Annotated in this window: 7 protein-coding genes and 2 pseudogenes; 3 read left to right on the top strand and 6 right to left on the bottom strand. The window is 65.4% G+C overall.

The features are described from left to right. A partial coding sequence (locus EF903_RS25730; protein WP_260615918.1) for a GNAT family N-acetyltransferase occupies positions 1-507 on the top strand: 507 nt, incomplete at its 5' end. 305 nt (positions 508-812) lie between these two features. On the opposite strand, the pseudogene EF903_RS25725 reads toward EF903_RS25730, so the two are convergent. Further along, positions 813-2,044 (bottom strand): annotated as a pseudogene (locus EF903_RS25725) (IS256 family transposase). A gap of 96 nt (positions 2,045-2,140) precedes the next feature. Between EF903_RS25725 and EF903_RS25720 the strand changes: the two are divergent. After that, positions 2,141-2,761: a hypothetical protein gene (locus EF903_RS25720; RefSeq protein ID WP_125547023.1), complete on the top strand. Its 621-nt coding sequence runs from the start codon at positions 2,141-2,143 to the stop codon at positions 2,759-2,761. Positions 2,762-2,942: 181 nt separating this feature from the next. On the opposite strand, the gene EF903_RS25715 is transcribed toward EF903_RS25720, so the two are convergent. The 5 genes and pseudogenes from EF903_RS25715 to EF903_RS25700 form a co-directional block, all read right to left on the bottom strand. Continuing rightward, complete coding sequence (locus EF903_RS25715) at positions 2,943-3,227, bottom strand: hypothetical protein (protein ID WP_185902824.1); 285 nt, start codon at positions 3,225-3,227, stop codon at positions 2,943-2,945. Between the two features lie 152 nt (positions 3,228-3,379). Beyond that, the gene (locus tag EF903_RS25710) at positions 3,380-3,817 is read right to left on the bottom strand and encodes a hypothetical protein (protein WP_125547021.1); all 438 of its coding nucleotides are present in this window, start codon (positions 3,815-3,817) and stop codon (positions 3,380-3,382) included. Continuing rightward, a pseudogene (locus EF903_RS36150) lies at positions 3,781-4,002 on the bottom strand (polymorphic toxin type 30 domain-containing protein). The gene EF903_RS25710 and the pseudogene EF903_RS36150 overlap by 37 nt, the downstream one beginning before the upstream one ends. Then, positions 3,989-4,420: a DUF4259 domain-containing protein gene (locus EF903_RS25705; protein WP_185902823.1), complete on the bottom strand. Its 432-nt coding sequence runs from the start codon at positions 4,418-4,420 to the stop codon at positions 3,989-3,991. The pseudogene EF903_RS36150 and the gene EF903_RS25705 overlap by 14 nt, the downstream one beginning before the upstream one ends. A 56-nt stretch (positions 4,421-4,476) precedes the next feature. Next, the gene (locus tag EF903_RS25700; RefSeq protein ID WP_221888771.1) at positions 4,477-6,069 is read right to left on the bottom strand and encodes an ISL3 family transposase; all 1,593 of its coding nucleotides are present in this window, start codon (positions 6,067-6,069) and stop codon (positions 4,477-4,479) included. Positions 6,070-6,368: 299 nt separating this feature from the next. Between EF903_RS25700 and EF903_RS25695 the strand changes: the two genes are divergently transcribed. Beyond that, positions 6,369-6,929, top strand: a complete 561-nt coding sequence (locus EF903_RS25695; protein WP_260615917.1) for a TlpA disulfide reductase family protein — start codon at positions 6,369-6,371, stop codon at positions 6,927-6,929. Positions 6,930-7,199 lie beyond the last annotated feature (270 nt).

Below are 7,199 nucleotides of genomic sequence, written 5' to 3'. Positions count from 1 at the left end.
GCTGACCGCAGCATGGTGACCCTGCGCGCCCTGACCCTCGACGACGCCCCCGCCCTCACCCGCATCTACAGCGGCGCATCCGTCCGGCACACCACCGGCCGCCCGCTCCCCCTCGACCAAGCCCAGGAGAAGATCCGTAGCGCCCTTGCACGGGCCGCGGAGACGCCGAGGGTGCAGTGGAGCTGGGGCATCCTCGCCGCTGACGAGATGATCGGCCTCATCGCCCTGCGCCGCCGCTCGCCCGTCATGGGCACCATCAGCTGCATCCTGCGCGAGGACACCTGGGGCAACGGTCATGCCACCCAAGCCGCCCAGCAGGTCGTCGCCTTTGCCTTCACCACGGCTGGCCTTGACCGGGTGGAAGCGATGCACCACCCCGACAACCCGGCCTCCGGCCGCGTCCTGGCCAAGGCCGGCTTCACCCGCACTGGCACCACCGACCACCCCGCCGCCGACGGGGCCGTCGTGCCGTACGACACGTACGCAATCCAGCACCGGACGAGCTGAGGCAAGGAGAGGCTTGCACCGAAGGGCGGCTGCAGGGTTGTCTGCCGTCCGGCTAGGATGCAGCCCGACGTGGGTTGGGCGGACATGCAGTGCACCCCGATCTCCGCTCGGGTTCCCGGGCGCAGGCCCACGTAGGTGGAGCAGACACGGGGTCAAACCATGTGCGTTCGCATTCGCGGTGCAGCCCCACGTGGGTAGGGCGGACCGCGACATCCGCACCCCGACGCCCTTGCCGGCCGGTGCAGCCCCACGTGGGTGGGGCGGACAGAAAGAGGGTCTGTCAATCGAACGGAGGGTGGTTGGGGCTACTGGCGGGCCGCGGAGAGGCGGCCGTCGAAGGTGATGTCGAATGCGTTCAGTGCGGTCTTCCAGCGCATGGTCCAGCGGGCCTGGCCCTTGCCGGTGGGGTCCAGGGAAATGATTGCCATGTAGACGCACTTCAGGGCGGCTGTCTCATTCGGGAAGTGTCCGCGTGCCTTGACCGCCCGGCGGATGCGGGCGTTCACGGACTCGATCGCGTTGGTGGTGCAGACGATGCGGCGGATCTCGGTGTCGAACCGCAGGAACGGGGTGAACTCTTCCCAGGTGTTCTCCCAGAGCCTGACGATCGCCGGGTACTTCCTGCCCCAAGCGTCGGCGAACTCCGCGAACCGGTCGAGGGCGGCTTCCTCGGTCGGGGCCGTATAGACAGGCTTCAGGAGTTTGGCGATCTTGTCCCAGTCCTGGCGGGCGGCATAGCGGAAGGAGTTCCGCAGGAGGTGGACCACGCAGGTCTGGACGGTGGTGCGGGGCCAGACCGTCTCGACCGCGTCGGGCAGGCCTTTGAGCCCGTCGCAGACGAGCATGAGGACGTCGTTCACGCCGCGGTTCTTGATCTCGGTGAGGATGTGCATCCAGTGCTTGGCGCCTTCTCCGCCGTCGCCTGCCCACAGCCCGAGGATGTGGCGCCGGCCTTCGGTGGTGACGGCCAGGGCCACATAGATGGGCCGGTTCGCGACGGCGCCGTCGCGGATCTTCACGTGGATGGCGTCGATGAAGACCACCGGATAGACCGGGTCGAGCGGCCGGTTCTGCCATTCGGCCATGCCATCAAGCACCTTGTCGGTGATCGTGGAGATCGTCTGCCGGGAGACCTCGGCGCCATAGACCTCCGCGAGGTGTCGTCAGACCCTTCGCCGAGGGAGATGACCATCTCGTCCACGCCGGTCAGGCGCTTCTGCCGCTTCTTGACGATCTTCGGCTCGAAGGATCCGTCGCGGTCGCGTGGCACGGATATCTCCACCGGACCGACGTCTGTCAGGACGGTCTTCGCACGGGTCCCGTTGCGGGAGTTGCCGCCGTTCTTCCCGGCCGGGTCGTGCTTGTCATAACCGAGGTGATCGGTGATCTCGCCCTCCAGGGCGGATTCCAGCAGCCGTTTCGTGAGCTGCTGGAGCAGCCCGCGCTCGCCGGTCAGTTGCAGGCCCTCCGCCTGGGCGCGGGACACCAGCTCGTCGATCAGCCGGTCGTCCACCGCCTTCGACCGGCGTCGGCTCAGCCGGCTCGGCGGCCTCGGTCACGTTCTCACTGGTCATCGGTGCATCCTCCATGATCGGGAGTTACACCGAACGATTTACAGTCCCTCACCCGATCGGTGGCCGTTCTGAAGAAGCTCACTGATCTACTTCGATCCCGGGCAGATAGCGAGCGGTCAGGAGTCCCCGTCTACTACATCGCCTTCGACATCCTCGCCATCCCAGGAACTGACGTCAGGGGCCTGCCTCTGTGGGAGCGGTGGGAGCTCCTCGGTGCGGCTTTGAGCGATGCCGAGCCGCCCCTTCAGCGTGTGCTAGCCACGCTGGACGAGGGGATTGCGTACCTCTGGTTTCGTGAGATGAGGGCTGTGGGCGTCGAAGGGATCGTGGCGAAGGCGCTCAGTTCGACCTACCAGGCCGGAGAGACATGGGCCTGGAGGAAGATCAGGCACTCCGATACCCGAGACGGCAGGATCATCGGCCTATTTGTCCCAGTGGAGCGACCACAGGGTCTTCTCGTGGCGTTGTCCGACGGGCGAACGGTGAAGACCTCTCCTCGCTTGACGGGGATGCAAGCACGACAAGTCGCAGAATCGGTACGCGGTCTCCTGGGCGTCCAGACGGAATATCCCGATCACGGGAGGGTGACGGTGGTCATCGAGCCAGTCCTGGTCGAAGTGCGCGAGACGGCCGGGCGCCACGAGACAGTCAAGTTCGTCCGTATCAGGTTCGAGGGGTGAGGTGGCGGGTTCCCAGCCGGAACCATGGTCGCGGGGAGCGCCATGGGTTGTGGGCGAGAGAGTTCCCATGGGTCGCGCATATCACTCTTGCAGCGCATACTGGCCCAGATTCCGCCTCAGCTGCGCCGCAGTCACTCCTTAGGTGAAGAGTTACCCCGAATTTCGACTCGCCCCACGCCTTTCATCCAGGCGGCCCGACCGGCTTCTTCTCGAATTCCCACAGGTCTTCCTGGTCTTCAGCCTGGTTCTGTGCCCATTCAATGAGGTCGTAGTTCTCGTTGGGGCACCGGGGCTCTAGGACGTACAGATAGCTGTCCCAGTTACTTCCCCCATAGACGTGGATGAGCGCCTTGTAGTCGGCGGGAAGCTCATCCCCAAGGCTGTGCTCGACCCCGCCCCAATCCTTCTGGCGAGGCTCGCTCGGCGCCGGAGCGATTTCGAGAAGACGCGTAAGGGCATTGTTCATGGTGGGGACCTGTTTCTAAGGGCAAGGGGCCCGGACGGCAGGAGCGTCCGGGCTGTATGCCCTCGATGTGCGCCCCCCGTGGGAATTATGTCGGTCCCGTTGCATCGAGGGGTGACTGCAATGGACGGTCTCCCCGGACTCGACTGCGGCCTTCAGGTGAGCGCGTGTGCACGTTCACTCTGAGGTGCCGTTACTCGCCCGTTACTCGCCTCCGCGATGAGCTGGGCAAATGCATCCATGTACACGCGGTGTTCCACGTGGATCATGGATAGCGGGATTTCTCCCAGTGGTGATAGATCGACACCTTCGAGCTTCCCGCATCCGTCGAGATCGCTCAGCGCGTGCAGTAGGGCCTCCAGGGTCACCCGGGACTCTTCGCGCGGGGCCAGCATGGCGATCAGGTCCCCTACCACTCTGGCTTGGGTGCCGGAGAGCAAGTTCACGAAGTCCTGAACGCGATTACTCGCTTCCGTGCGCACCGCTTCGTCGAGACTCAGAAGGTCCCGGAGGAAGTCGACGTAATACTCACTTTCCATATCTCCTGCTTTCCAGATCAGTGTGGATATGGTACCGGAAGGTGGCTGGGCCACGGAATGTGGGTATCGTTGACCGCCGCCTCGTTAAAGTTCTCACTTCTCGGGTTTCCGATTTACCTATGGTAGAGCTGACCCGCCTCGTCCTGGAATTGATTCCCGATCTGGATGCGGTAGATAGGGCCACTGCTGGGTTCTGGCTCAACTTCCGTGCTGAGTGACGCTCCGTTACGGCTGGACATCGAAGAGAGCAATGGAAGGGGGTGGCGGGGCAAGCACTGCGCGAAGGCGCGTCAGTATGGCTCGCCACTGCTTCCAGTCCTCCGGATCGACCCAGTTTGAGGCCGGCCCGTCCTCGTCGCCGACGATGCGGGCGAGGGCTTCGTCGGCGAGTGCCCGAAGGTCGGAAGGGAACACGGGCATCGGTGATTCCGGGCCGTAGGACATGTCGACGGGTTCGCCTCCCGGGCATTGCGCCGCGATCAAGGCGGCGGCGGCCACCGCCTCTTCCGCTTCCGTGAGATAGCCGGTGGCGTCGATCGTCCGGATGAGGACGCCTCGGATCAGGGCTTCGCGAGCCTCGGGCTCGGCTTCGTCGAGGGCGTTGGCGAAGTCCGCGGCTGTGTCGTTGTCGAGGGGACCGGTATCCCAGGTGCCCATGCTGATCTCCTTGCGTATGGTCGCCCGGATCCTCGCATCAGGGACTGACAACATGACTACGGGGCGAGCAGGACCCGTTTGCGCAGGAGGTCGAAGCCTGCGCGGCCGAACATCTGGCGCTTGAGCATCTTGATCCTGTTGACGTGTCCTTCGACGACGCCGGAGTTCCAGGGCAGCGTCAAGCCGGCGATGACGGCGTCGCGGTCTCGGTCGATACCGGCCGCGAGAGTGTGGAGGCTGGGAAGGTCGTCCTGGCGGACGGCGTCGAGCCACTGCGGAAGTCGTTCACCCTGCCGCTCGGTGAGCATCTGGGCGAAGGACCGGACGTGACCGGTCAGAGCATCGAGTTCGGGGCAGTTGGCCAGGACGGCCTTGAGCCGGAGCTGCTCGATCTCGGTCAGCGTCTCGGGTCGGCTGAGGATCCACCTCGTCACCACGCGGGGAGCCGGCGGTTGCGCGGTGACCGGCCGTGGCGCGGTGCGCTTCTCTCGCAGGTAGGCGCTGACTCTGCCGTAGCTGCCGCGATAGCCCAAGGGAACGATCTCCTCCCACAGCTTCCAGGCGTTGGTGCAGCCCTCGTCCCAACGTTTGTCCAGGTAGGGCTTGTACTCGTCGAGGACGGAGGTCCTGTTGTGCTGCCACTGGCCGCGAAAGAGGTCTTCCGGCCTGGCCGCGTCGGCGAGGCTCTTGACGGTCCGGTGGGTCATTTGGAGCTGACGCCCGATGGAACGGCGACTGTGGCCGGCTTCCAGCAGCGCGTGGACCGTGGCGTGCCGGGCTCGGACGCGGTTGGCGAACCGCTCGCTCCGCCATGGCGAGTCCGTCTTCTCCTCGGGCGGCGCGGGTTCGTCGGCCTTCGCCACGGGATCGGGGACCAGGACGCGAAGACACTGGCGGTGGCGGACGACCGCCCGCTCGGAGGCTTCCCCGAGGTTGTGCCATAAGTGCCAGCGGTCGGCGACCCGCGTCGCCTGGGGTGCCCCGGCCGTGGCGCCTTCCGCGAAGAACGGCGCGCGGTCCCGGCAGACGACCTCGATCCCGGGCCGCTGTGCGAGCCAGGCGGCCAGGCTTGATGCTTCTCGATCAGGCAGGAGATCGATCGGACGGCGGGTCTCGACGTCCACCAGGACAGTGTCGTAGCGGCGGCCCTTGCGGGTGGCGCACTCGTCGACGCCGACCACCCGAGGCATCGGAACCTTCGGCTCGGGCAGCGCCTCGACCAGGCGCAAGACCGTGCTCCGGCTGATAGACGTGCCAAGCACGGCAGCCAGGCGGGCGCCGGCTCGACCAGCCAGGGCGAGGCCGACTGCGGTCAGGATGGAACGCAGTCGTTCGGTGCGCTGGCCGTGCCTGCGGGTGAGGCCGGATATCTGTTCCACAAACGTCTGACGTGGGCACTTGGTGTTCCCGCACCGGAATCGCCGGACCCGCAGCTGAAGTACGACGCTTCGTCCGGCGCTCGGTGCATCAGCGAGCAACCGCAGGTAGGAGCTGTGAACCCGGGTCGAGCAGACTCCGCATCCCGGGCAGGCAGTGCCGGCCGTGGTGCACTGCGCGTCAAGGCGCACGTTCTCGTCCACCGACCGCACCGCGATGTCCGCGATCGCCGGGAACAACAGCGCCTTCAGCTGGAGGGCAACGTCTTCCACAGCCCGGACTGTCAGCCCAGCGGAACTGACCACCGTCCATTTTTGGGCGACTTCGAATACCGTCCGGACACGCTCAGCCGTCACTCACCGTGGCCACTGCACGAAAGCTGAGCCAGAACCGGTTGAAGTGAACGAAGCCAACTGAAGGCCGGTCATATAACCTCCTGGCCAGGATCAACGCTGACCTGACGGAGTGCGAAGCGTCGCTCAGATCGCTCGTGCGAAGCTGTTCGCATGAGCCTGATCCACACCCCGGACAGCGCCGCCCGCACAGCGGCCGCGCTTTCCTGCTGTCCGCCGTGACCATCGCAAGTATCCTGACTGCCTCGGGATGCAGCATCTCAGACAGCGGCAAAGCCTCCGGGTCCGGTGGTGGCTACGTCACCGGACCCAGGGGGGTCACCACGGCCGCCAAGGCCGACCGTGTTGTGGCCCCGAAACTCGATGGCGAGACTATCGACGGCAAGGCCATCGATATCTCCGCCCTCAAGGGCAGGGTTGTCGTCGTAAACATCTGGGGGTCGTGGTGCGGGCCCTGCCGTCTGGAGGCACCGTACTTCGCCAAGGTCTCCAAGGAGCTGGAGGCAGCTGGGCAGCCTGTGGCTTTCGTCGGCATAAATACTCGAGACAACACCAAGCAAGCCGCTAGTGCATTCGAACAGGCCAACGAGATCACCTACCCCAGCCTGTACGATCCCGACGGCAAACTGATGCTCCGCTTTCCCAAGGGCACCCTCAACCCGCAGGCCATCCCTTCAACGATTGTCCTTGACAAGGATGGCAAGATCGCCGCCAGGACCCTGGCAGCCATCAAGGACAACACCCTGCACGAGATGATCGACCCACTTCTCGCGGAGTAGTAGGGGTCCCTCGTCGCCGAACTCCTTGCTGGCTGCCAGGCCGGCGCCATCCCGTACGAGTAACGGGCTCGTGCATGGTTGGTGGTGGCACGTCGAAAGGTGCAGGTCGGCGCGGTGGTCACCGTGGCTGGCGGGCCCCGCGTGTGGCGGTCTGCTGGTGTGAGAGCAGTCCGGCGATGGCTTGGATCGTGTCACTCATCTGCTCGCGTCGGCCGAGGTGGCGAGCGAGTGCCCGCCAGTTCTTGAGGTGTGCGATGCCGTGCTCGACTC

This window comes from Streptomyces sp. WAC05292 (assembly GCF_003949955.1).
In the GTDB taxonomy this organism is placed as follows: Bacteria; Actinomycetota; Actinomycetes; order Streptomycetales; family Streptomycetaceae; genus Streptomyces; species Streptomyces globosus.
Note: the sequence above shows the minus strand (reverse complement) of the source record. Positions and strands in the feature narration are given on the sequence as shown.

Coding starts and splice junctions, on each gene's coding strand:
- EF903_RS25715 (WP_185902824.1), bottom strand. CDS start 3,227: ATGAACAATGCCCTTACGCGTCTTCTCGAAATCGCTCCGGCGCCGAGC.
- EF903_RS25705 (WP_185902823.1), bottom strand. CDS start 4,420: ATGGGCACCTGGGATACCGGTCCCCTCGACAACGACACAGCCGCGGAC.